The sequence below is a fragment of the Tropicibacter sp. S64 genome (assembly GCF_049803835.1).
In the GTDB taxonomy this organism is placed as follows: Bacteria; Pseudomonadota; Alphaproteobacteria; order Rhodobacterales; family Rhodobacteraceae; genus Pacificoceanicola.
On the sequence record NZ_JBNAGK010000010.1, the window covers coordinates 27,433 to 48,721 of the forward strand.

Annotated in this window: 21 protein-coding genes; 13 read left to right on the forward strand and 8 right to left on the reverse strand. The window is 64.0% G+C overall.

The genetic code is table 11. The features are described from left to right. Window positions 1-4: 4 nt before the first annotated feature. The 6 genes from mdoH to ACP159_RS16105 all read left to right on the forward strand — a co-directional run bounded on the left by mdoH (window position 5) and on the right by ACP159_RS16105 (window position 6,872). Window positions 5-1,801 (forward strand): glucans biosynthesis glucosyltransferase MdoH, encoded by a 1,797-nt coding sequence (gene mdoH / locus ACP159_RS16080; RefSeq protein WP_425100740.1) that lies wholly within the window; start codon window positions 5-7, stop codon window positions 1,799-1,801. A gap of 25 nt (window positions 1,802-1,826) precedes the next feature. Beyond that, window positions 1,827-3,005, forward strand: coding sequence for an OpgC family protein (locus ACP159_RS16085; RefSeq protein ID WP_425100741.1), 1,179 nt, complete (start codon window positions 1,827-1,829; stop codon window positions 3,003-3,005). Between the two features lie 155 nt (window positions 3,006-3,160). Continuing rightward, window positions 3,161-4,177 (forward strand): ABC transporter substrate-binding protein, encoded by a 1,017-nt coding sequence (locus ACP159_RS16090; RefSeq protein WP_425100742.1) that lies wholly within the window; start codon window positions 3,161-3,163, stop codon window positions 4,175-4,177. Between the two features lie 45 nt (window positions 4,178-4,222). Then, window positions 4,223-5,023, forward strand: a complete 801-nt coding sequence (locus tag ACP159_RS16095; protein ID WP_425100743.1) for an ABC transporter ATP-binding protein — start codon at window positions 4,223-4,225, stop codon at window positions 5,021-5,023. Beyond that, complete coding sequence (locus tag ACP159_RS16100) at window positions 5,023-5,787, forward strand: ABC transporter permease (RefSeq protein WP_425100744.1); 765 nt, start codon at window positions 5,023-5,025, stop codon at window positions 5,785-5,787. Before ACP159_RS16095 ends, ACP159_RS16100 begins: the two co-directional genes overlap by 1 nt. Before the next feature lie 158 nt (window positions 5,788-5,945). After that, a complete protein-coding gene (locus tag ACP159_RS16105) occupies window positions 5,946-6,872 on the forward strand; it encodes an AEC family transporter (protein WP_425100745.1) in 927 nt (308 codons plus the stop codon). Window positions 6,873-7,188: 316 nt separating this feature from the next. Here the strand turns inward: ACP159_RS16105 and ACP159_RS16110 are convergent, their stop codons facing one another. Beyond that, entirely contained in the window at window positions 7,189-7,599 is a 411-nt protein-coding gene (locus ACP159_RS16110) for a VOC family protein (RefSeq protein ID WP_425100746.1), read from the reverse strand. 34 nt (window positions 7,600-7,633) lie between these two features. Here ACP159_RS16110 and ACP159_RS16115 point away from each other — a divergent pair, with 34 nt between their 5' ends. After that, complete coding sequence (locus ACP159_RS16115) at window positions 7,634-8,440, forward strand: FAS1-like dehydratase domain-containing protein (protein WP_425100747.1); 807 nt, start codon at window positions 7,634-7,636, stop codon at window positions 8,438-8,440. Window positions 8,441-8,503: 63 nt separating this feature from the next. Here the strand turns inward: ACP159_RS16115 and ACP159_RS16120 are convergent, their stop codons facing one another. Then, window positions 8,504-9,193: a sugar transferase gene (locus tag ACP159_RS16120; RefSeq protein ID WP_425100748.1), complete on the reverse strand. Its 690-nt coding sequence runs from the start codon at window positions 9,191-9,193 to the stop codon at window positions 8,504-8,506. 932 nt (window positions 9,194-10,125) lie between these two features. Between ACP159_RS16120 and ACP159_RS16125 the strand changes: the two genes are divergently transcribed. The 6 genes from ACP159_RS16125 to ACP159_RS16150 all read left to right on the forward strand — a co-directional run bounded on the left by ACP159_RS16125 (window position 10,126) and on the right by ACP159_RS16150 (window position 13,966). After that, window positions 10,126-10,740 (forward strand): ribonuclease D, encoded by a 615-nt coding sequence (locus ACP159_RS16125; RefSeq protein WP_425100749.1) that lies wholly within the window; start codon window positions 10,126-10,128, stop codon window positions 10,738-10,740. A 19-nt stretch (window positions 10,741-10,759) separates the two neighbouring features. Then, window positions 10,760-11,359 carry a hypothetical protein gene (locus tag ACP159_RS16130; protein ID WP_425100750.1) on the forward strand — a complete coding sequence of 200 codons (600 nt, stop codon included), beginning with the start codon at window positions 10,760-10,762 and terminating at the stop codon, window positions 11,357-11,359. Window positions 11,360-11,373: 14 nt separating this feature from the next. Beyond that, window positions 11,374-11,862, forward strand: coding sequence for a lipopolysaccharide transport periplasmic protein LptA (gene lptA / locus ACP159_RS16135; RefSeq protein WP_425100751.1), 489 nt, complete (start codon window positions 11,374-11,376; stop codon window positions 11,860-11,862). Beyond that, entirely contained in the window at window positions 11,862-12,620 is a 759-nt protein-coding gene (gene lptB, locus ACP159_RS16140) for an LPS export ABC transporter ATP-binding protein (RefSeq protein WP_425100752.1), read from the forward strand. The genes lptA and lptB overlap by 1 nt, the downstream gene beginning before the upstream one ends. 259 nt (window positions 12,621-12,879) lie before the next feature. Then, on the forward strand, window positions 12,880-13,443 hold the full coding sequence (gene hpf, locus ACP159_RS16145; protein ID WP_425100753.1) for a ribosome hibernation-promoting factor, HPF/YfiA family: 564 nt from the start codon (window positions 12,880-12,882) through the stop codon (window positions 13,441-13,443). A 58-nt stretch (window positions 13,444-13,501) separates the two neighbouring features. Next, window positions 13,502-13,966: a PTS sugar transporter subunit IIA gene (locus tag ACP159_RS16150; protein WP_425100754.1), complete on the forward strand. Its 465-nt coding sequence runs from the start codon at window positions 13,502-13,504 to the stop codon at window positions 13,964-13,966. A gap of 52 nt (window positions 13,967-14,018) precedes the next feature. Here the strand turns inward: ACP159_RS16150 and ACP159_RS16155 are convergent, their stop codons facing one another. Genes ACP159_RS16155 through galU form a run of 6 tightly spaced genes read right to left on the reverse strand, consistent with a single transcriptional unit; the run spans window position 14,019 to window position 21,284 of the window. Then, window positions 14,019-15,449, reverse strand: coding sequence for a sulfotransferase family 2 domain-containing protein (locus ACP159_RS16155; RefSeq protein ID WP_425100755.1), 1,431 nt, complete (start codon window positions 15,447-15,449; stop codon window positions 14,019-14,021). 7 nt (window positions 15,450-15,456) lie between these two features. After that, on the reverse strand, window positions 15,457-17,157 hold the full coding sequence (locus ACP159_RS16160; protein ID WP_425100756.1) for a beta-1,6-N-acetylglucosaminyltransferase: 1,701 nt from the start codon (window positions 17,155-17,157) through the stop codon (window positions 15,457-15,459). Further along, window positions 17,154-18,164: a glycosyltransferase family 2 protein gene (locus ACP159_RS16165; RefSeq protein ID WP_425100757.1), complete on the reverse strand. Its 1,011-nt coding sequence runs from the start codon at window positions 18,162-18,164 to the stop codon at window positions 17,154-17,156. The genes ACP159_RS16160 and ACP159_RS16165 overlap by 4 nt, the downstream gene beginning before the upstream one ends. Window positions 18,165-18,215: 51 nt before the next feature. Continuing rightward, complete coding sequence (locus ACP159_RS16170) at window positions 18,216-19,418, reverse strand: glycosyltransferase family 4 protein (protein ID WP_425100758.1); 1,203 nt, start codon at window positions 19,416-19,418, stop codon at window positions 18,216-18,218. Beyond that, window positions 19,399-20,382 carry a UDP-glucose 4-epimerase GalE gene (gene galE / locus ACP159_RS16175; RefSeq protein WP_425100759.1) on the reverse strand — a complete coding sequence of 328 codons (984 nt, stop codon included), beginning with the start codon at window positions 20,380-20,382 and terminating at the stop codon, window positions 19,399-19,401. Before galE ends, ACP159_RS16170 begins: the two co-directional genes overlap by 20 nt. A gap of 5 nt (window positions 20,383-20,387) precedes the next feature. Then, window positions 20,388-21,284, reverse strand: coding sequence for a UTP--glucose-1-phosphate uridylyltransferase GalU (galU, locus tag ACP159_RS16180; protein WP_425100760.1), 897 nt, complete (start codon window positions 21,282-21,284; stop codon window positions 20,388-20,390). Window positions 21,285-21,289 lie beyond the last annotated feature (5 nt).

Below are 21,289 nucleotides of genomic sequence, written 5' to 3' on the forward strand. Positions count from 1 at the left end.
TCTCGTGACATCCCGTACTCATATCGCCCCGGACGCCGCAACGCTCCGGGTGCGGGTGCTGGCGCTCCTGTTCGCGGCGACAGCGGCGCTCGGGGCGGCGACGCTGGTCGCGGATGCCAGCTTGCAGGACGGCTTCCAGGTCTGGGACGCGATCCGCAGCGGGCTGATCCTGCTGACCACCGGCTGGCTCGCCTGGGGTGCGGCGCTGGCGCTGGCGGGCATTTGGCCGCGCAAGGCACCTGTAAGCGCCGCCGGGCCGGTGTCCGGGGCCGCAACGGTGGTGCTGGTGCCGATCTGCAACGAGGATCCGGTGGCGACATTCGCCCGCATCGCGGCCATGGACCGCTCCATCCGCGACGCTGAGCTCGCGCTCGACATCGTCATCCTCTCGGACAGCCGCGCGGCGCAGGCGCAGGCGGCGGAGCAGGCTGCCTTCCGGATGCTGATCGCGGAAACGCAAGGCGCGGCGCGCATCTTCTATCGCAACAGGACCGAGAACCGGGGCCGCAAGGCGGGCAACGTCGAGGATTTCATCCGCCGCTCCGGTGGCGGTTATGACTATGCCGTGACGCTCGACGCGGACAGCCTGATGTCGGGAGACGCACTGCGCCGGATGATCGCCCGGATGGACGCGGACCCGCGCCTCGGCCTGTTGCAGACCTTGCCGCAGATCGTCGGATCGCGCAGCGTCTTTGCCCGGGCCATGCAGTTCGCCGCTGCCTTTCACGGGCCGGTCTTCACGCGCGGGCTGGAGCGGATGCAGGGGGCGACGGGGCCCTACTGGGGGCACAACGCCATCATTCGTGTCCGCGCCTTCGCGCAGTCCTGCGGTCTGCCGGAACTTCGCGGCAAGCCCCCGTTCGGCGGGCATATCCTGTCCCACGACTATGTCGAGGCGGCGCTTCTGGCGCGGGGCGGCTGGCGGGTCGAGGCGGACAGCACCATCGTCGGCTCCTATGAAGAGGGGCCGGAAAATGTCCTGTCCTATGCCAAACGCGATCGCCGCTGGTGCCAGGGCAACCTGCAACACCTGCGCCTGCTGCCCGCGCCGGGGCTGGCGATGTGGAGCCGGTTCGTCTTCGTGCAGGGTATCTTTGCCTATCTCGTCTCCCTGCTCTGGGCGCTCTTCCTGATCAGCAGCGCGCTCGGTACGGTGCTGGCGCCGGAACCGGACTACTTCCCGGACCCGTACCAGCTGTTCCCGGTCTTCCCCTCCGATCGAAGCCGCGAGATCACCGCGCTGGCGCTGGGGATCGTCGGGCTTCTGGTCATGCCGAAACTGGCGATCTGGGTGAAGTCCGCGCTGACGGGCCGGGCGCGGGCCTTCGGCGGCGCGGGCCGGAGCCTGCTGTCCGTCGTCTGCGAGGTTCTCCTGACCTCCGCCCTTGCGCCGATCATGCTGATGTACCAGACCCGCGCGGTGCTGCAGGTCCTTTCCGGGCAGGACGGCGGCTGGCCCGCTAACGCGCGGGGCGAGGGCGCTCTGAGCCTCGCCGAGGCAGCGCGGGCGTCGGGCTGGATCGTTGTGACCGGCGTGCTTGCGCTGGCCGCGACAGGGCGGTTCGCGCCGGAGTTGCTGGTCTGGCTGCTGCCGGTCACGGTTCCGATGATTGCCGCGCCGCTGCTGATCTCCTGGTCGTCGCAGCCTGTCGGGCCGGGTGTCTTCCAGGTTCCGGAGGACCGTGACGTCCCGGATGTCGTCGCCGTGTACCGCGCAATCCATGCCCGCTGGCACAGCGGCATCACGGCGGACACATCCGCCTCCAGACCCGTTGCCGGAGGCAGCCATGCCCCGGCCTGACCCCTTGGCTACAGAGACAAGACCCATGGGCAAACGCCCCCGCGATCCCCGGATCGATTTCTTTCGTGGCCTCCTTCTGGTGATGATCTTCGTCGATCACGTGCCGGGCAACTGGTACGAGGGCCTTACGCTGCGCAACTGGGGGTTCTCCGACGCGGCGGAGAGCTTCTTTGCCATGTCGGGCATCGCCGCCGGGCTGGCCTACAGCGGGCGTTTCCTCAACTGGCCGGAGCAGGGACTCTGGCAGGGCATCGCGCCGGTCTGGAAACGCGCCTGGGTGCTGTACCTGACCCATATCTTCCTGACCGTCGCGGGGATCGCCATCTTCGCCTTCGCTGCCGAGGCCTTCGGGCTGGACGACCTGCTGACGAAAAACAACCTGCGGCAGGTGTTCGAAAATACGCAGCAGGCGCTGCTCGGCATACCGTTACTGGGGCACCAGATCGGCTACGTGAACATCCTGCCCGCCTATTCCGTGCTGCTGTTCGTCGCGCCGCTGGTCATCGTTGTCGGGATGCGGCACCCGATGCCCGTCCTTGGCGCCTCTGTCCTGCTGTGGTTCGTCACCGGGCTGATCCGGCTGCAAATCCCGGCCTATCCGAATCCGGGTGGCTGGTTCTTCAATCCGTTCTCGTGGCAATTGATCTTCACCATCGGCCTGCTGACCGGCATGGCGCTGCGTGATGGCAGACGGTTTGTCCCGGTCACCAGGCCGCTATTCGCGCTGGCTCTCGGGTGGCTGCTGGTGGTTCTCGCCTGGCGGCTAGTGCCTGAGTTCGGCAAGATGATGAACCAGACTATGGCCCGGCTGGGTGATCTCGGGTTTCCCTTCCACATCACCTCGCACCAGAAGACCTGGTTGCCGATGCTGCGGCTTCTGCATGCGCTGGCGCTGATCTACGTGATTTCCTGCTTGCCGGTGGTGACGCGGTTGACCGGCATGGCCTGGGCCGAGCCGCTGCGCGTGATGGGGCGGCAGGGGCTGCTCGTGTTCTCCGCCGGAACGCTGCTGGCGCTGGCGGGGCAGGCGGTGTTTGCCTTTTTCGAAGGCGTGACCATGGTCCCGTGGCTGTACATTCCCGCCGGGATCCTGGCGCTCTGGTTTATCGCCTGGCTGGGCGATTGGAAACGCCGAAGCGCAGGAGCCTTGCCGGTAAGTCGTGGTGTCGCGCAGAGCGGGGCGCTTCCCGTCGCCGGGGAATGATCGTTCTTTTTCAGTGTGATTAAATATTTGGCAGCATGCTCATGTTTTGAGCGGACGAACGCCGCGCGACGACGGAGCAGGATCAAAGTGGTTTAACGCGTTTCCTCGGCCACGAGGCACGGGATTATTCCAAGGGTCCAACCCAGGAGGAACCCTTGTTCAACCGCATCCTTCCCGCAGCGTTCGCGGCCTCTGCCGCCGCGCTGTCCTTCACCGCCGTGTCCGCAGAAACCAGCGTGCCCTTCGCGCTCGACTGGAAATTCGAGGGACCCTCGGCGCCGTACTTCCTCGCCATCGACGAAGGCCTGTTTTCCGCCGCGGGCCTCACGGTCGAGATAACCGAGGGGCAGGGTTCGCTCGACGCGATTCCGAAAGTGGCCACCGGCGCCTATCCGGTCGGGTTTGCCGACATCAACAGCCTGATGCGGTTTCTCGACCAGAACCCGGGTGCACCCGTGACTGCCGTGATGATGATCTACGACAAGCCGCCGTTCGCGGTGGTCGGGCGCAAGTCGCTGGGCGTCGAAGGACCCGCCGACCTCGCCGGCAAGGTGCTCGGTGCGCCGCCGCCGGATGGTGCCTGGGCGCAGTTCCCGATCTTCGCCGCGGAGAACGGCCTCGACATGGCCACCATCACCGTGGAACCCGTCGGCTTCCCGACGCGCGAGCCGATGCTGGCGGAGGGCAAGGTGGCGTCGGTGACCGGCTTCTCCTTCTCCTCGACGCTGAATCTCAAGCGCCTCGGCGTGCCCGCCGATGATCTGAGCGTGATCCTGATGGCCGACCATGGTGTCGACCTCTACGGCAACGCGATCATCGTCAACACCGACTACGCAAAGGCCAATCCGGACGTGATTACCGGCTTCCTCGGGGCCGTGGCGGAGGGCTGGAAAGACGCCATTGCCGATCCGGCGACCGCCGTGGACGCGCTGCTGAAACGCAATCCGGCGGCGGACAAAGACCTGGAGACCGAGCGCCTGCAGATGGCCATCGACGCCAACGTGCTGACGGATTTCGTCAAGGCGAATGGCCTCGGCGGGATCGACGCCGACCGCATGGCTTCGGCCATCGAGCAGACCAAATCGGTCTATACCTTCACCGCCGAGCCGGATGCGGCGCTGTACTTCGACGACGGCTACCTGCCCGCGGCTGACGCGCGTATGCTGCAATAAGGGTTGCCGGGTGCCGGCCTGCGCCGTCGGCACCCGGTCACGCACATGACCAATCTCATCGAAATAAAGGGCGTCACCCACGCCTACAAGACTCCGAACGGGCCTTTGCCCGTGCTGGACAATCTCACCATCGCCGTGCCGGAAGGCGAGTTCGCCGCCGTGGTCGGCCCGTCCGGCTGTGGCAAGTCCACGCTGACACGACTGGTGGCCGGGCTGATGAAGCCCGATACGGGCGAGGTGTGGTTGCATGGCGAACGGGTAAAATCGCCGCGCAATACCGTGGGAATGGCCTTCCAGAACCCTGTCATGCTCGAATGGCGGACCATTCTGGACAACGTCATACTGCCTTTGGAGATCGTTGCGCCGAGGATGCCCCGGGCACAGCGGGTCGAGCGGGCCATGGAGCTTCTGACGCTTGTGGGTCTCGCAGGGTTCGAGACCAAGCGCCCCTCGGAGTTGTCCGGCGGTATGCGCCAGCGGGCCTCGCTCTGCCGGGCCATCGTGCACAAGCCGGACGTGCTGATCATGGACGAACCCTTCGGCGCTCTGGATGCCTTCACCCGCGAGGACCTGTGGCAGACCATGCACGCGTTGCGCGCCAAGGAGCCGTTCACGGCGGTGCTCATCACCCATGACCTGCGCGAAAGCGTCTATCTCGGCGATCAGGTCATCGTGCTCTCGGGCCGCCCGGCGACCACGCAATTCGTGCTGGATGTGCAATATCCGGGCGACGGGGGGGTGCGGCAACTGGACGGGCTCTACACGCCCGAATGCGCCGAGATGCTGCACACCCTGCGGGACCAGATCAAGATCGCCCAGGGGCGCGAGCCGGAGGCCATGCACTGATGCAGACGTTTCAGAAGATTGCCGTTCCGGTCCTCGCCATCCTGATCTTCCTCGCGCTCTGGGAAGGGCTGGTCTGGGTCAACGGCTGGCCCAACTACGTGATGGCCTCGCCCTCCGACCTGCCCGAAGCCTACGCGAAGTTCTGGAACCTGTTCCTGATCGGCAGTTGGCAGACGCTCTGGCGCACTGTTGCGGGCCTGATGCTCGCCGTGCTGTTCGGCACCGCGCTCGGCATGGTCATGGGCTTTTCCCGGATCGCCCGGGATGGCCTCTACCCGTTGCTGGTGGGCTTCAACGCCATTCCGAAGGCGACCCTCGTGCCGGTGCTGGCACTGCTGTTCATTGGTCAGCACAACTTCAACACGGTGCTGATGGCCTTTCTCATCAGCTTCTTCCCGATTGCCGTCTCGGTCGGCATCGGTCTGTCGACGCTGGAGCCGGAGTATCGCGACATCCTGCGTTCGCTGGGGGCCAGCCGCCTGACGATCTTCCGCAAGATCGCCCTGCCCAAGACCCTGCCGGAGTTCTTCGGGGCGCTGAAGGTCTCGGTGACGCTGGCCTTCATCGGCACCAACCTCGTGGAGATCATCTCGCCACATGGACGGGGACTCGGGGCGCTCTTCCTGTCCGGGCAGACGAACTCGAACTACCCGCTGATGTTCGCGGTGCTCATCGCGCTCGCCGTTCTGGGCATCCTGCTCTATTACTGCGTGGTGGCGCTGGAACGGATCTTCGCGGGCTGGGCGGAGCGACCGCAGGGCTGAACACGGCAGGGTAAACCCGATCAATCGATGGGCGGGCGCCTTGCGGATTTCAGTGTCGCCGCCGCGATTCCGGGCAAGGCCCCGTGTCCAAACGCATCGACCCGGAGGATGAGGCCGCGCCGCGTTGACGCCGACGGGGCGCCGTGCAATCTGGCGGCATGCTCGAGATATTCCTCAAGACCCTGCCGTTCTTTGGCCTGATCGGCCTGGGGTACGGAGCCGCCAAGGCCCGGTTCTTCCCGGAGGAAGCGGCGGCGCACATCACGAAGTTCGTGTTCTATTTCGCACTCTCGGCGATGCTGCTGCGATTCTCGGCGAACCTCAGCTTCTCCGAGATATTCGACCCGATGCTGGCGGCGGCGTATCTCTGGGGTACGGCATTCACCTACGGGATCGCGATGGCCGTGGCCTTTTGGCGACGGCTGGACGCGGCGACCGCCGCCATCGAGGCGCAATGCGCCGCCATCGGCAACACTGGCTTTCTCGGCGTTCCGATGCTTGCCGTGCTGCTCGGGCAGGCGGCGGTGGGGCCGATCATCCTCATCCTGTCCATCGACCTGATCGTATTCTCGACGCTGCTGACGATCCTCGTGACCGGCACGCGGGGCAACGTGAAGGGAATCCGCGTGGTCCGGACGGTCTTCATCGGCCTTCTGAAAAATCCGATGATCGTGTCGATTGCCATCGGCCTGTGTATTTCCGCCAGCGCCATTCCGGTCCCGGAAGTGGTCAATTCCTTTCTGACGACCCTCGGCGCGGCGGCGACGCCCGGGGCGCTGTTCGCCATCGGGGCTTCGCTGGCGTCGAAGTCGGCGGAGCGGGTGCAGATCGCGGCGTGGCTGTCGTTCGCCAAGCTGATCCTGCATCCCCTGTTTGTCGCGGCGGGAGCTTTCCTGTTCTTTCCGGTCGATGCCTACAAGGCTTCGGTCATTGTCTCCGCCGCGGCTTTGCCGGTGGCGGGCAACATCTTCATCCTCGCGCAGCACTACGGTGTCGCGCCGCAAAGGGTCTCGGCGTCGATCCTGTTCTCCACGGCGGCCAGCATCCTGACTGTCAGCGTGATCATCGGGCTGGTTGCAGTCTAGGTCTGGCACAGGGTCTGGACCGGGGATCGACTTCCGGCCCATTTCGCGCCCGGCGACACGGTCGCGGACCGCGCGAGTGCCTCCCGTGCAACCTATGGGCTGATCGCGGCGCTTGTCGGGCGCGGCGGTATCCCCACGCAGCGCGACCGCCAAAGGAACCGCTCTGAAGACTCGGAGCTCTATCGGACGTCCATCCTCGTCGAGCGAGATGTCAACGAGCTCGGACACGGTCGAAAAGCCATAACCTGCTCCGTGAAATCGGCTCAGACGACTTCGCTGCCGTGCTCCTCGCGTCAACGCGCCTGTGGATCAGATGTCAGGGACCGGCCTTCTCGATCCGATTGGAGATCTCGATCAGGTTGCCGTCCGGATCGCGGACATAGATCGACAAAATCGGTCCGGCGGCGCCGGTGCGGGATACCGGTCCTTCTTCGATCTCTATGCCCTTGGTCTCGAAGTGACTCAGCCAGGCATTCAGCGGGGTCTCCGACAGGAAACACAGGTCAGCCGAGCCTGGCCGGGGGGCCCGGGCTTTGGGTTCGAACTCCCTGCCGGCGACATGGAGGTTGATCTTCTGCGTCCCGAAGGTCAGCGCCGTGCGTGTGCCGCCATCGCTGGCGATGAACGTTTCCCGCTGCATGCCGAGCCCTTCGTAAAAAGCACAGGTGGCGTTCAGATCGGTGATGGTCAGGACGAGATGGTCGAGGGACTGGACGGCGGCTGACATGGAAGGGATAACCTGCGGGAAAGGAGACTTGCCCATGGATGATGCGCCCATCACGGAAAGCCGTCAAACCGATGTCATGGACCCGGCCCGGGCCAATGCGCTGAAGGTTGCGTTGGGTCTGGCACCGGACATTGCCGCCGGTGACGCTCTGCCACCGTTCTTCCACCAGATCCATTTCTGGGAGCCGAAGCCGCCGGGAGCGCTGGGCCGGGACGGGCATCCGGCGGTGGGGCGGGGGCTGATCCCTGACCTTGGGCTGCCAAGGCGGATGTGGGCCGGCGGCCATCTGACGTTCCACGCGCCGCTCAGGGCGGGTATTCCGGCAGAGAAGGTGAGCACCGTGGCTTCGGTCAGCAGGAAAGAGGGCCGCACCGGGCCGCTTGGGTTCGTGACCGTGAAGCATGACGTCCACCAGGGCGGAACGCTCTGCGTGACCGAACTGCAGGACCTCGTCTACCGCGAGGACCCGGACCCCGACGCGCCGCAGTCACAGGCCCCGATCGCCCGGACCGACGAAACCGGGTCCGAGGCGGCGGCGTTTTCCTCAACCCTCCTGTTCCGCTACTCCGCGCTGACCTTCAACGGGCACCGCATCCACTATGATCTGGACTATGCCCGGGATGTGGAAGGGTATCGGGGCCTCGTGGTTCACGGCCCGCTGCTTGCGCAGAAGCTCCTGCTTCTGGCGGAGCGCGAGGCGCCTGTCCAGACCTTCCGGTTCCGCGCAACGGCACCCCTGATGCATACCGAGACCGCCACCTTTTGCCGGAACGGCAAGGACATGTGGGTGCGGGGCTCGGACGGGCGGCAGTGCATGATCGCGGAGGTCACCCACAAATGAAAAGCCCCGCCGGATCGGCAGGGCTTTCATTCTACGGGTGAGAGAAACGTAGAGAGAGAGAGATCAGTGGCCGGTGCCCTTGAGCACCACGGTCACGGTGCGCAGCATCACGGCGATGTCGGTCTTGAGGGACACCTTGCGCAGGTACTTCGTGTCGAACTTGGCGCGCTCGGCGAAGCTGGACTCGTTGCGCACGGAAATCTGCCAGAAGCCGGTGATGCCGGGGCGCAGGGCATAGTAGGCGCTGCCCGGGTACAGGTCCTGCTGCTCGACCATCATCGGACGCGGGCCAACCAGGCTCATATCGCCCTTGAGCACGTTCACCAGCTGGGGCAGCTCGTCCAGCGAGGACTTGCGGATGATACGGCCGATGCGGGTGATGCGGGGGTCGTTCTTGAGCTTCTGATCGCGGTCCCACTCGGCCCGGGCTTCGGGGTTTGCATCAAGATACGCTTCGAGCAACGCATGGGCATTCGGCACCATGGACCGCAACTTCCACATGTAGAAGATCCGGCCATTGCGACCGACGCGCTTCTGGAAATACAGCGGCGAAGAGCCGTCCAGCGCGATGAGCGCGGCGACAGGCAACAGGACAAGAAGAACAGGCAGAGCGGCCAGCAGAACCAGTGACGCGTCGAAGGCGCGCTTCACGTAATTGCGGTAGATCGGGGCGCGCGGCTTGGACAGCAGGGCCTCGTCGATCAGGGCCTCGATCCGCGCGGTCGGCATTGGCTGGCGTAGATGCAATGTCAAGTTGACCTCCTGAAAGTCACACATCGACGGAAACTTGAAAGACCTTCCCACCTTGTCGAAGACATGCCTGGCACCGCTGTTGCCGATACCGTTCCTGTCACGCTGTCCAGTGTTTTGCCGATCCCGGTGGTTTATCCGAACCGATGCGGCAGACCTTTCATCACTCCCAAAATTGGAGCACCAACCCCCAGTGCCTTAAACTCATGTCTGACAAACTTTAGTCACATTTGCCCGACATCGGTTTTATGCCTTTCGGCGCTGCGATGCGTCAACCGATAGTTTTTCGCACACTTTAAGGTTGATCTTGCTTGTGGGCGGGGCTCGGCGTGTCCTGGCCGGGGTGGCGCGACCTCGGCGAGAATTGCGATCTTGCGCGGGACAAGTCCCCGCATTTCAAAGGGATTGGTTCGTCCCGAAGCAGGCTCAACGCGGCTGCCCGCTGTACTGCGGCACGTCAACAATCTTGCTGCGCTGCCCCCTTGATTTCCTGTCATAGCAGAAACAATTGCCGGAAACAGAATGCATCGGTGCCTGTTTTTTCTGCATCGCAGCGCCGCCTTGCCGCGCAGGTTGTCAGGATGGAAACAGTCGGGCTGCGGGTTGGCTGTGATGTGCATCACACTTGCCGGACCGCCGACGGGACGCATGGTCAGGCAGCCGTCGGACTTCCCCGTTCCGGGGCCATCCGCCGCGCGACACTTCCAAGGCGAGTGCGTGGCCTCACGAAATATTACAATGTTATAAACGCCGTGAGACGCCCTGCCCGAATCAGGCCGGAAGCCCGCCACATTCAGGCCCCAATTCGAAAGAATCGCGCCATATTCGGTATGCTGATCGGCGAAATGTGGCAGGCCCCGGGCCGGAGCGGGAGTTGAAAGAGCGCAGGTCGCGGCGTATGTCGGTCCGATCGTTTTCGCGTCGAAAGGGGCACCATGGCCAATCATCTTCACCAGGGCGACCTCCCGGACGACCTCAATCTCGGGTCCATGGTCGCGATTGATTGCGAGACGATGGGGCTGCATCCGCACCGGGACCGGCTGTGCGTCGTGCAACTGTCCGCCGGTGACGGGCACGCACATCTCGTGCAGATCGTCCGGGGACAAACGGAAGCTCCGAACCTCGCCCGGCTGCTCACCGATCCGGCTGTGCTGAAGCTCTTTCATTACGGCCGGTTCGACATCGCGGCGCTCCGGAACGCGTTTGGCGCCCTTGCCGCGCCGGTCTACTGCACCAAGATCGCCAGCCGGCTTGTCCGGACCTATACCGACCGCCACGGGCTCAAGGCGCTGACACAGGAGCTGCTTGGGGTCGACATTTCGAAACAGCAGCAGTCCAGTGATTGGGGTGCTGAAGTGCTGACCAAGGCGCAGCTCGACTATGCCGCGTCCGATGTTCTCTATCTCCACCGGCTGCGGGATGTCCTGAACGGCATGCTGGAGCGGGAAGACCGGATGGACCTGGCGCAGAGATGCTTCGATTTCCTGCCGGCGCGGGCGATGCTGGACCTCGAAGGATGGCCGGATACGGACATCTTTGCCCATGCCTGACGCAACGGAGGCATAGGGCATGGCACGAGGTGACGGGCTGTACTCGCGGGTCATTGCGTGGCTCAAGATCCTGCTGCCGCTCGCGGCGCTTGTCTTGCTGTCCACGTTGTTCCTGTTGTCGCGCAGCGCGGACCAGACCCTGAACATGCCTTACGCGGGCGACAGGATCGGCGATGGCACCAACCGCGAGCAGGTGAGTGCGCCGTATTTCGCGGGTACGACAGACAACGGCGACATGCTCACGCTCACGGCGCGCACGGCGGTGCCGGAATCGGACGGCGAAATCCGGGCGGAAGACCTGACGGCCCGGATGCGGATGACCAGCGGCAGCGAGATCAACCTGACGGCTCTGCACGCCATCGTGCGCGGTGGAGGGACCTGGGCGGACCTGACCGGCGGGGTGCGGATCGAGAGCTCCACCGGGTACGTTCTGATGACGGAAAACCTCGGCACCGCCGTCGATCGGATCGAAGCGGAAAGCGGTGGCCCGGTCCAGGGCGAAGGGCCGCTCGGAACGCTGGAAGCCGGAAAGATGCGGATCGAGACGGTCGGTGAGGGCGGCGACGTGCAACTGCTATTCACGGATGGCGTAAAGCTGGTATATACCCCGCAAGATTGAGAAAGTGCTGCCACATGATCCAACGATTTTTCATGGCCCTGCTGGTTGCGGGGATGCCCCTTGTTGCACAGGCCCAGCAGGGCACTTCGGTCAAGTTCGGCTCTCTGCAGCAGGACACCAGTGCGCCGGTCGAAGTAACGGCGGATTCACTGTCGGTGAACCAGGCGGACGGCACGGCACTCTATACCGGCAACGTGGTGATCGTGCAGGGCGACATGCGCCTCGCCGCGCCGCGGGTGCTTGTGGTCTACTCCGAAGCGCAGGGAAGGATCGACCGGCTGGAAGCCACCGGCGGTGTGACTCTCGTCAGCGGGGAGGAGGCGGCGGAGGCAGAGCGCGCCGACTATGACATCGAAGGCGGCAACGTCACCATGACCGGCAACGTGCTTTTGACGCAGGGGCCGAACGCTCTGACGTCCGAGCGCATGGTGGTCAACCTCGACACCGGGTCGGCCCAGATGACGGGGCGCGTGCGTACGGTGCTGCAACAGGGCAACCAGTGATGGCCCGCCCAGAGCTGACAGTCACGGAAGGCAGCAGCGGCCTCAAGGTCACGCATCTGCGCAAGAGCTACCGCAAGCGCGTCGTGATCCGCGACGTGACCATGACGCTCGACCGGGGCGAGGTCGTCGCGCTGCTCGGGCCCAACGGCTCGGGCAAGACAACCTCCTTCTATGCCATTGCGGGCCTTGTGAACCCGGACGCCGGACAGGTGCTGATCGACGGTCGCGACGCGACCTACCTGCCGATGTACCGTCGCGCGCGGCTCGGTATCGGCTACCTGCCGCAGGAAATGTCGATTTTTCGCGGGCTCAGTGTCGAGGACAACATCGCCGCGGTTCTCGACATTTCCGAAAAGGATCGTTTGCGCCGCCGGGAACGGCTGGAAGAACTGCTTGGCGAGTTTTCCATCGAACACTTGCGCCGAGCGCCAGCGCTGGCCTTGTCCGGCGGGGAACGGCGCCGGGTGGAAATTGCCCGTTGCCTTGCCGCCGATCCCAAATACCTGCTGCTGGACGAACCCTTCGCCGGGGTCGATCCGATCAGCGTCGGGGATATTCGCCACCTCGTGGCCGATCTGAAGAAACGGGGTATCGGGGTGCTGATCACCGATCACAACGTTCGCGAGACGCTGGAGATCGTCGATCGCGCCTATATCCTGCATGACGGGCATGTCCTGATGTCCGGCACGCCGGAGGACGTGGTGCGCAACGAGAATGTCAGGCGGGTTTACCTTGGTGACAGCTTCCGCATGAGTTGACCGGCTTTCCGGCGATTTCACCAAAAATTGGCGTGTGGCTCTGTCCGGTTTCCATTGACAGCCGGGGGCAATCTCTACTCAAATGAAGCCATGACACGCCGTTTCGCTCAATGGCTGACCCACGTCTCCCTCACTTCCGAGGGACGGTCATGTCCATCGCGCGCCACGGCCTGTCTTCCCTGACCAGCATTCCGATCACCGGGTCCTCCGCGGGCCGGTTTCGTTGTGTGTGCCGGTGATAACAAGAAAAGGACTGACCATGCGCTATCAGATAACGGGAAAGCAGATCGACGTGGGCGAAGCCCTGCAGACGCACGTCCAGACCGAAACCGGCGCAATGCTGGACAAGTACTCCCAGCGTCCGACCGATGCGAACGTCATATTTTCCAAGAGCGCACATGAATTCGTCTGCGAGGCGGTGATCCACCTTTCGACAGGCCTCAATGCGTCGGCCAAGGCGCATGCGACGGAGATCTACGCGGCCTTCGACGAATGCATCGAGAAGATGGACAAACAGCTGCGCCGGTACAAGCGCCGCCTGAAGGACCATCACAAGGACCGTACGGAACCCGTTGAACTTCTCGGAGCATCCTCTTATATCCTCGCATCCGATTCCGGCATCGACGCCGAGGAGCCGGACTCGTTGCAGCCGATCATCGTGGCCGAGATGGAGACCAAGATCCCGTCTCTTTCGGTGGGCGAGGCGGTCATGCAGATGGAACTGGCCGGGGCACCTGTCCTGGTGTTCAGAAACGAAAAGAAGGATGGCTTGAACGTCGTTTATCGACGCGAGGACGGCAACATCGGCTGGATCGATCCATGATCCGGCAGCCGACCGCGTAAAGAAAATGTAAAACGGTGGTCGAGTATACAGGCAAAGCATGAAGTTTGTTGATCTCCTCAAACCTGGCGCCGTGAAAGTCGTCAGTGCGGTCTCCAGCAAGAAGCGGCTGATGCATGACGTCGCCGAACTTGCGGAGAGCGCCTATGGTCTGTCCGCCGGGGCGACGGTCGAGGCCTTGATGGAGCGCGAGTTGCTCGGACCCACCGGCGTGGGGCATGGCGTTGCCTTGCCCCATGCGCGCTTGCCCGGGCTTGAAGAAGTGGCCGGGGCTTTCATCCTGCTGGAAAGCCCGATCGACTTCGATGCGGTGGACCGTCAGCCGGTCGATCTCATCTTTTCCCTGTTTGCGCCGGAGGATGCCGGTGTCGAGCACCTGAAGGCGCTGGCGCTGGTGTCCCGCACCCTGCGGGATCAGGCGCTCTGCGCCAAGCTGCGGGCAAACCGCGATGCGGGAACGCTCTACACGATCCTGACGGAATTCGAGGCGGTGAAGGCCGCCTGACCCTGACAAGCGCGGCTTTTTGCACGGACAGGGGGCGATCACGCCCCCTTGATCATGACCAGTCGTCAAATCCGAACATGATGTAATCGCGCTGATAGGCCTCCCGCGCCAGCGCCTCGATCCGGTCGTCGTAGATCTCGGCAAGCGAGAATGGCGCGGCGGTCGGCACGGGCTCCGGATCTTGCGGTGCCGGGTGGCCGACCTGCATGGCCAGCGCGGGCAGGTAACCCTCCATCTCGTCTTCGCGCACGATCATGTCCGGCAGGGTGAACTCCGCCATGCCCTGAATGCACTGGGCCTGCGTCGCCCAATGGCCATCCACGCGCACGGCGGTCTGGCCGGAGAGGTTCGCCTTGACCCAGTCCAGCCAGGCGGTGAACGCGATGCGATGCGCGGCGGCGTCGTAGTCGCTGCCCGGTTCGCCCTCCGGAATCGGCAGGGCGTGAGCGCGGCGCAGGGTTTTGCGGATGCCGGCAAAGCTACCCGCGCCGGTGGTCAGGATCTTCGAGCAGAAGGCTTCATGCGCCCGGGCGAGAGGATGGCGGACCACAGTGAAACTGCGGTGACCGGGGCGGATGCGTTTCCACTCGCGCAGCGACGCCTGCGTGAATTTGGTCTCCAGGTCACGCGGCTTCACCCCGTCCAGTCCGCAAAGCCAGCGTGTCACCGCCGTCTCCGGCCCGGACCGCACCGGCATGTACAGCAGCGGCGTCTTCGCCCCGCCGATGTACGTCGGCACCACCGGCCCGCGCCGAGGCTCGAAATTCGGGGTGCGGGAGAGGTTGAAGCGGTCAAGCCTGGCGAGGCTTGTCGCCATCTCCTCGAAATTGTGCACCTTCTCCGACGCCGGCTCCGGGTTCTGCCGTTTCAGCGCGGTATTCAGGCTGTCGAGCGAGCCCGCCGCCCCGAGCCAACGGGCCAGCCCGTTCATCACCTCCACGTCCTGCAGATCGTCGTAGTCGACATAGAACGCCGTCTGCGCCGTGGTTTGCAGCGCCTTCATCAGGGTCACCTGAAAGGCCTGCAGGTCGGCCAGATGCGCCTCGAATTCCGCCGCGTCGAAGTGCACCTTCGCGTCCTTGCGTTTCTTGACGTTGGTCAGTTTCCACTGCCCCGTCGCCTGCGCGATCTTCTTGGAGACATAGCTGTCCGCGGGGTTGCGGGTGAGGATGATCTTGGCAATCCGGGCATCCGTCAGCAGGGTTTCCAGCACCCGTGGATCGTGGTCATGGAAGAACCGGAAACCGCCGATGCCGCCGGGCGTTTGCGTCCGGATGGCCTCGAGCAGACGCTCCGGCGCGAAGTCGCGTTCCTCCTGCGTGATGCCGAGGATGTCGTCCGATTTCGGGTAGCCGATGAAATGCGGGTTGAAGGCCTCTCCGTGGCAGGTGATGCCCGCCATGGCGTTCAGGTTGGCCTCCAGGAAGTTGGACCCCGTCCGCATTTCGGCAAAGACAACGAAGCAGTCGAAACGGTCGGACATGGCGGCCTTATTTCTTGATCAGGTAGGGCTTTCGCGCCGGAGTCTGACCGTTCTGCGGCACCGGGTCCACCGGGAAATCGCCCATCAGATAAGGATGCATTCCCTGGTTCTTCAGGTTCTGGAGGAACTGGCCAAAACCGCTCAGGTCCTCCAGACGCGGCGCTTCCGCCAGACGACGCTGCGCCTTCTGGCCGATCTCGTCGATCAGCATCTGCAACGGTTCCATCGGTGCCTCGATGAATTCCGCCATGGTCCAGACCCGCACGCGGGCCTTCACGTCCGGGCTGCGCAATTCGTCGAGCATCTTGCTCTCGATCTTCTGCAGGCGCGCCGCCTCCGCCCGCAACTCGGCGAAATTGGCGTTCGACTTGAACAGCGGCACGGCCCAGGCTCCGGATATCACGCTGATCTGCGCATTGGGATCGCGGGCCATGTGCCAATTGATCTTGGGATTGTCACGGGGGCCGTACTGGAAACATTGGCGCTCGCCCCGCGTGTTCCACAGCAAGTTGGTGAGGAACGCCTTCGGATTGGCGTCGCGCAGCTTGGCATTGTCCGAAAGCGCGCCGTTGATGACGGTCTGTCCCCCGGCAAATTCGGCGCGGACCGGGCCGAACAGGTGGCCGTGCACTTGCGCCCCGGTGGCGCGGGACAGCCATGGGCCGAAGTCCTGAAACAGCTCGGCAAAGCCGTGGAAGACGGAATATTTGCCCGCCGTCATGCCGTTCTCCCAACCCATGTTGGGAAACCGGCTCTGCATGAACAGACCGGAGCGTCCCCGGGTTCGCCGCTCCACCGCCTTGGCAAAAATGCGGTCGATCTTGCCCGGGCTCGGTTCCTGACGAGACAAGGCACGGTCCGGGTCGGCCAGGAAGGCCTGGTACAGGCGATCCGCGTGCGGCCAGATCTTGCGTGCGACGAAGCAGTCGGAGCGGCGCAGCAGTTGCAGGTGATCGTCGTAGAAGATGTGGGGCTTGCCCTGGAAATCGAATTTCGAGAGCGTGAGCGAGCGGCTTTCGATCTGCGTCGAGTAGAGCCGGACGAGCGACTGGAAGTAGCTCTCGTCGGGAATCCAGACGCGCCGGAAATAGGCGTCATGGTGCGGACGGGCCGGGTCCTGCAGGATGGCGGACAGGGTCTGCCGCGTAAGGCACCACCATTGCGATCCCATATGCGGGACGATGCCCTCCGGGATCCTGCGCTTGAACCGCAGGGTGCGTTGCAGTTCGACGAACTTGTCGAACAGATAGCGGTTCTTGCGCCAGGAGAAGGGGAAGTGCAGCGTGAACCGCTCCTGGTCGAGCCCGCCCACGGTCCAGGGGACATCCGCCGTCGTGGCGCTTTCGATGAAATCCGTTCGTGGACGTTCGCGCAGGTAGTGGCGCAGCTCATGCACAGGCCGCAAGGGCAGGCATGAGCCCGAGGACAGGTAGACGTGACGCACCTTGTCGAACCGCTCCAACATCAGCTCGGAGGCATCCTGCGAGGCGGCGACAAGGCCCCATGTGCCCCACTCGCAGCGGTGGCGTCTGGAAAACAGCACGTCGGGCAGGTCGGACAGGCTTTTGACCAGCCGGTCGTACTGGTCCTTCGGCACCATCTTGTCGACGTGGATCACCACCGGGCAACCGCCCCGCGACCAGTGACGCGCCGTCTGTGCCGCGCGGTCGAGCGCGGTGTGGACCAGCATGACGATCCCGACGGTCATGCCCAGTTCCCCTTGGACATCAGGCCGAGAATTTCCAGCTGCCGCCAGTTGATGTACTTCTCCGACCACTTGCACCAGAGTTCCGGGTTCTCCCGGACGCCGTCCGCATAGGCGAGGTACTCGCGGGAGGCGCCGTAGTGCTGGCCGCGGGTCAGTTCCTCCTCCGCCTTGGCGGTGAAGGTATCGAGGAATTTCGTGTGCAGCAGGATGCCCGAGGCCTTCTCCCCGCCCCATTCGTCATAGACGAGGTTCAACCCGCGCGGCAGCAGGTTGTGCGTGGAGGAGACGTAGGCGTACTTGCGGTCCCACTTCACCAGCGGGATCTTGTTCAGCGCCGGGGCCAGTTCCGGTGTCTCGGGGAAGAACACCCGGGCCCTGGGTCCGCCCTGAATCCACAGGTTGCCGAAACGGGGGTTCTTCGAAATGGCGTAGTTGCCGGCGTCGAACCAGGAGGCGATGTCCAGCGGGTTCTGGCCGGGTGTGTAGGGCTGCTGGTCAATCCGGCCCTTCGGGTACATGTCGAGCAACATCGCGGAGAACGACTTGATCGAGGAGGCATCGAGCCAGTCAGTCAGCGCCCGGAGCGAGCGGGTGTCACAGAACGGATAGAGGAAAAACTCGTCCGGATCGACGGTCAGGCACCAGTGCCCGTGCCCGTACTTCATCAGCAGCCAGTTCATCCAGTCCATGCCGAACCGCGCGCGCTTGTAGCTGGCGCGGGTCGACCAGACGGATACATCGTCCTGCTTCGACAGGTAGGTCAGCGAACCGTCGGTGCTGTCATTGTCGACCACGAAGAAGTGGTTCACACCCATCTCGCGGTAGTACTGGAGGAAGTAGGGCAGACGAACGCCCTCGTTGCGCTGCGTGCAGAACACGAGGAGATCGGAGGGTCTGATGCGGTCGGTGTGGTTGGTGACGGGGTTCAGTTCGCGGCGTTTGCGAAAGGCACGGATGCGCCAGCGTTTCCGCTGTAGCCTCAGTCTGTATGACTGCCATGCGCCCAATCTCTCGCCCCTCAGATGGCCGCTCCGGCGGCTCTGTCCCGCGCTTGGCTATCAGATCATCGTTAACACGGTCTTGAAATGCGCTTCCCACGTAGGCGGTCCCCATCCGCCCGGGTTGCGCATCCCCACGTCCCGTCGACCCAAAGTTGCCAATCGGTGTATTTGATGCGCCCAAAGATAACGGTCGCTTACGTCTGCGTAAACGGGAATATCTCCAAGCACTTCCCTGTAGACGGGCAGGTCGTTGCACAGGACCGGAACGCCGAGGGCCGCGGCCTCGATCGGCGGCAGGCCATAGCCTTCGGCCAGGCTCGGGAACAGCAGGCCGTTCGAATTATCCACAAGTCCGAAGAGCGCGGCGTCCGGCAGGTTCGGGAGTTCGTGAACCCGGGCGGGGCGGGCATCCAGCCGGGCGAAGACTTTATCGTTCTCCCAGCCCCGGCTGCCGCAGACCAGCAGGTGCGCCTCCGGGATCTCTTCCCAGAGGTCGAGCAGAAGCGTGTGGTTCTTGCGCGGCTCGATGGTGCCCACGCAGACGAAATACGGATGCCCGTCCCATGGGCCGGCGGGAGCCGGACCCGGCCGTGGCACGGACACGCCAAGATGGGCGACAAGGCACTTCGGCGTCAGAGGCGCGGCGTGGCGCAGGATGTCTTGCCGGGTGTGCTCCGAGTTGCACAGGATGAGGTCGGCCTGCCGGGAGGCGCGATTCAGGAAAGGGCCAAAGGCAGCCGCGGTTTCCGGGCGCTGAAATTGCGGAAAGTCGAGCGGGATGGTGTCATGGATCATCACGGCAATACGGCTGTCCCGCACCGTCCTGACGGCAGCGATCACGCGGTCGGTGAGATTGGAATGACCGACGTTCAGATAGTGTGTCCCGGCGGGCAGGTGCCGCCGCAGCATCGCGCCGAGCCGAACGGTCAGAGAGCGGTCGATACAGACCCGCCGCAACAGGCTTTCAGCCCCGGCGCGGGGCCCGTCCAGTCCACGCTTCAGGCGCGACAGGCGATCCGGAGCGTCGAAGGTGCCGGTGTCGAGCGCTCGCTGCAGCGCGGCGCATCCGGCCCGGTCCAGCAACAGGAACCCTAACGCGCTCCGCACCAGACCGAAGAGCGGCGTTTCGACAGTCAGAAGGTGATCGAGATAGGCCTTTTCCACCCGGTCGACGCCGGTAAGGGGGCGACCGGCGCGGCGGACCAGCCGTGTCAGGTCCAGCAGCCGCGCCGTGGGGGCACTACTTCTCGTAATGCCCATTGAGATGCCAGTGCCATGCATCCCGGATCATCTGATCCATGGTCGACCGTTTCGGCGTCCAGCCCAGATCGGCCTCGGCGCGGGTGGAACCGGAGACCAGTTTGGTCGCATCCCCGCTGCGGCGCGGTCCTTCCGAGAACGGCACCTCGCGGTTGGTGACCGCACGCGAGGCGTCGATGACTTCGCGCACGGAAAATCCCTTGCCTGTACCGAGGTTGAACACGGCGCTGCCGCGTTCGTCCTGCAACCATTTGAGGCCCAGAACATGGGCGTCGACCAGATCGCAGACGTGTACGTAATCGCGGATGCAGGTTCCGTCCGGGGTGTCGTAATCCGTGCCATGGATCGTCAACGCCGGACGCTTGCCGTCGATGGCTTCGAGCATGACGGGGATCAGGTGCGTCTCCGGCCGATGATGTTCGCCTATTTCGCCGTCCGGATCGCCGCCCGCGACGTTGAAGTAGCGGAATATCACGTGCCGGAGCCCATGGGCAGCCTCGAAATCCCGCAGGATGTCCTCGACCGCCCGCTTCGATGCGCCATAGGCATTGAGCGGCAGTTGTGGCGTCTGCTCGTTCAGAACGACATTGTCATGCTCGCCGTAGGTGGCGCAGGTGGAGGAGAAGACGAAATCCATAACGCCAGCCGCCACCGCCGCCTCGATCAGGGTGAGGGAGCCTTCGACGTTGTTGCGCCAGTAGAGGCCAGGCTTCGCCATGGCCTCGCCGACCTGGCTCAACGCGGCGAAGTGCATGACCGCGACGGGCTGGTAGATGGCGAAGACTTCGTCCAGCCGGGCGCGGTCAGTCAGGTCCCCCCGTTCGAAAGGGCCGAACTTCACCGCATCTTCCCAGCCGGTGACGAGGTTGTCATAGGTGATGGGCGTGAAGCCCGCCTTGTTCAAAGCCTTGCAGGCGTGGCTCCCGATGTAGCCAGCGCCTCCGGTCACGAGCACGTTCGTCACGAGGGTTATTCCGCGGCCTTCTTGGCGGCCATGATTTCGTGCAGGTAGGCCTCGAGGTCGTCACGCAGTTCGTCGCGGGCAAGGCCGAAGGCCACGGTTGCCTGCAGGAATCCCGCCTTGGAACCGCAGTCGAAGCGCTGACCGCGGAAACGGTAGCCGTAGACGCCATCGCCCTCGGGTTCCAATTCCTGGGCAATCGCGTCGGTCAGCTGGATCTCGCCGCCTGCGCCGGTCTTCATCTTGTTGAGATGCTTGAAGATATTCGGCGACAGGATATAGCGGCCGATCACGGCAAGGTTGGATGGGGCGTCGCCGGCAGAGGGTTTCTCGACCATGCCCTTGACGGAGACCATGGAGCCCATGTCTTCCTTCACATCGAGGATACCGTAGGCAGAGGTCTTCTCCTGCGGCACTTCCATCGCGGCAACCATGCTGCCGCCGGTTTCCTCATAGGCTTCGACCATCTGCTGGAGGCAGGGCTTCTCGGCAGCGATCACATCGTCCGGGAGCATGACCGCAAAAGGCTCGTTGTGCACGAGACGGCGGGCACACCACACAGCGTGGCCGAGTCCGAGGGCCTTGTGCTGGCGGATGTAGGCGATTTCGCCCGAGTCCATGTTGGTGGACTTGAGAATCTCCAGGAGCTTGTCCTTGCCCTTCTTGCGCAGTTCCTGCTCAAGCTGCGGCGCATGGTCGAAGTAGTCCTCGAGAGCGCCCTTGCCACGCGAGGTGACAAAAATGAACTCCTTGATGCCAGCCGCCCGTGCTTCGTCGATTGCATACTGCACCAGCGGGCGATCCACGAGCGTCATGATCTCCTTGGGGACAGACTTCGTGGCCGGTAGAAAACGCGTCCCCATGCCTGCTACGGGGAAGATCGCTTTCGTCACCTTCTTACGCATCAAAA

Bases quoted from the DNA above. Each gene is read 5' to 3' on its own strand.
- galU (WP_425100760.1), bottom strand. From the start codon at position 21,284: ATGCGTAAGAAGGTGACGAAAGCGATCTTCCCCGTAGCAGGCATGGGG.
- ACP159_RS16110 (WP_425100746.1), bottom strand. From the start codon at position 7,599: ATGTCAGCCGCCGTCCAGTCCCTCGACCATCTCGTCCTGACCATCACC.
- ACP159_RS16105 (WP_425100745.1), top strand. From the start codon at position 5,946: ATGCTCGAGATATTCCTCAAGACCCTGCCGTTCTTTGGCCTGATCGGC.
- ACP159_RS16115 (WP_425100747.1), top strand. From the start codon at position 7,634: ATGGATGATGCGCCCATCACGGAAAGCCGTCAAACCGATGTCATGGAC.
- ACP159_RS16095 (WP_425100743.1), top strand. From the start codon at position 4,223: ATGACCAATCTCATCGAAATAAAGGGCGTCACCCACGCCTACAAGACT.
- ACP159_RS16085 (WP_425100741.1), top strand. From the start codon at position 1,827: ATGGGCAAACGCCCCCGCGATCCCCGGATCGATTTCTTTCGTGGCCTC.
- lptB (WP_425100752.1), top strand. From the start codon at position 11,862: ATGGCCCGCCCAGAGCTGACAGTCACGGAAGGCAGCAGCGGCCTCAAG.
- ACP159_RS16160 (WP_425100756.1), bottom strand. From the start codon at position 17,157: ATGACCGTCGGGATCGTCATGCTGGTCCACACCGCGCTCGACCGCGCG.
- lptA (WP_425100751.1), top strand. From the start codon at position 11,374: ATGATCCAACGATTTTTCATGGCCCTGCTGGTTGCGGGGATGCCCCTT.
- ACP159_RS16170 (WP_425100758.1), bottom strand. From the start codon at position 19,418: ATGGGCATTACGAGAAGTAGTGCCCCCACGGCGCGGCTGCTGGACCTG.
- ACP159_RS16100 (WP_425100744.1), top strand. From the start codon at position 5,023: ATGCAGACGTTTCAGAAGATTGCCGTTCCGGTCCTCGCCATCCTGATC.
- ACP159_RS16150 (WP_425100754.1), top strand. From the start codon at position 13,502: ATGAAGTTTGTTGATCTCCTCAAACCTGGCGCCGTGAAAGTCGTCAGT.
- hpf (WP_425100753.1), top strand. From the start codon at position 12,880: ATGCGCTATCAGATAACGGGAAAGCAGATCGACGTGGGCGAAGCCCTG.
- ACP159_RS16130 (WP_425100750.1), top strand. From the start codon at position 10,760: ATGGCACGAGGTGACGGGCTGTACTCGCGGGTCATTGCGTGGCTCAAG.
- ACP159_RS16125 (WP_425100749.1), top strand. From the start codon at position 10,126: ATGGCCAATCATCTTCACCAGGGCGACCTCCCGGACGACCTCAATCTC.
- ACP159_RS16155 (WP_425100755.1), bottom strand. From the start codon at position 15,449: ATGTCCGACCGTTTCGACTGCTTCGTTGTCTTTGCCGAAATGCGGACG.